This is a genomic window from Roseburia sp. TF10-5, from assembly GCF_003462365.1.
Lineage (GTDB): Bacteria > Bacillota > Clostridia > Lachnospirales > Lachnospiraceae > Roseburia > Roseburia faecis.
Map to the genome: position 1 here is coordinate 1 of NZ_QTYW01000049.1, position 814 is coordinate 814.

2 protein-coding genes are annotated in these 814 nt (G+C 38.7%); both read left to right on the top strand.

Annotated elements, in window-relative coordinates; all coding sequences use genetic code 11:
• Positions 1-208: 208 nt before the first annotated feature.
• Positions 209-481 carry a type II toxin-antitoxin system RelB/DinJ family antitoxin gene (locus DXD06_RS16920; RefSeq protein ID WP_022045071.1) on the top strand — a complete coding sequence of 91 codons (273 nt, stop codon included), beginning with the start codon at positions 209-211 and terminating at the stop codon, positions 479-481.
• Positions 478-759, top strand: coding sequence for a type II toxin-antitoxin system YafQ family toxin (locus DXD06_RS16925; RefSeq protein ID WP_117833216.1), 282 nt, complete (start codon positions 478-480; stop codon positions 757-759). The genes DXD06_RS16920 and DXD06_RS16925 overlap by 4 nt, the downstream gene beginning before the upstream one ends.
• Positions 760-814: the final 55 nt, after the last annotated feature.

Here is an 814-nt window from a genome sequence, read left to right on the forward strand (position 1 = left end):
ATTCTTACCGCATTTTTAATCAGGATTGCGAACTTGTTTCGCAATTACCTATTGTGTATGCATAAACGATCACATCATTTTATTCCCAGTATACCATAAAAATCAGAAATTGCATCTTTTTCATTTTAGGTATGTATCTTATATAATGACAGTGTGTTGACATTAGACGCGCATTTGAGTATACTATACTTGAATGGAGGTGTTCTGTATGGCAACAACTAATTTAAATATTCGTACAGACAAGGCAATCAAGGACCAGGCGGAGGAAATCTTCAATGAGCTTGGTCTGAATATGACAACTGCTATAAATATATTCCTGAGAACCGCTATCCGTGAGCATGGTATTCCTTTTGAATTAAAACTGGAAGTACCAAATGATACGACAGCCGCTGCCATTGAGGAAGGCCGAAAAATGATGAAGGATCCTTCTGCTCCGCGTTATTCCAGTATGGATGCGCTTAAGGCAGCTCTCGACGTATGAAATACGACATTCAGTTTACCAATCAGTTTAAAAAGGATTTGAAGCTTGCAAAAAAGCAAAATAAAGATCTTGATAAGCTGTTTGAGGTAATCGATATTCTGGCGAATGGCGGTACGCTGGATGCAAAATACAGGGATCATGACCTTACAGGAAACTACAAAGGTACGCGTGAGTGTCACATCGAACCGAACTGGCTGCTTATTTATGAGATTTGTGGAGATGTTCTTGTTTTGATGCTTTATCGCCTTGGTCCACATTCTGAGCTGTTTAAGAAATAAGTACAAATCGTTAAGGAAAGAATCGAAGGTGGTGCAAACGAAAAAGCAGTATTGA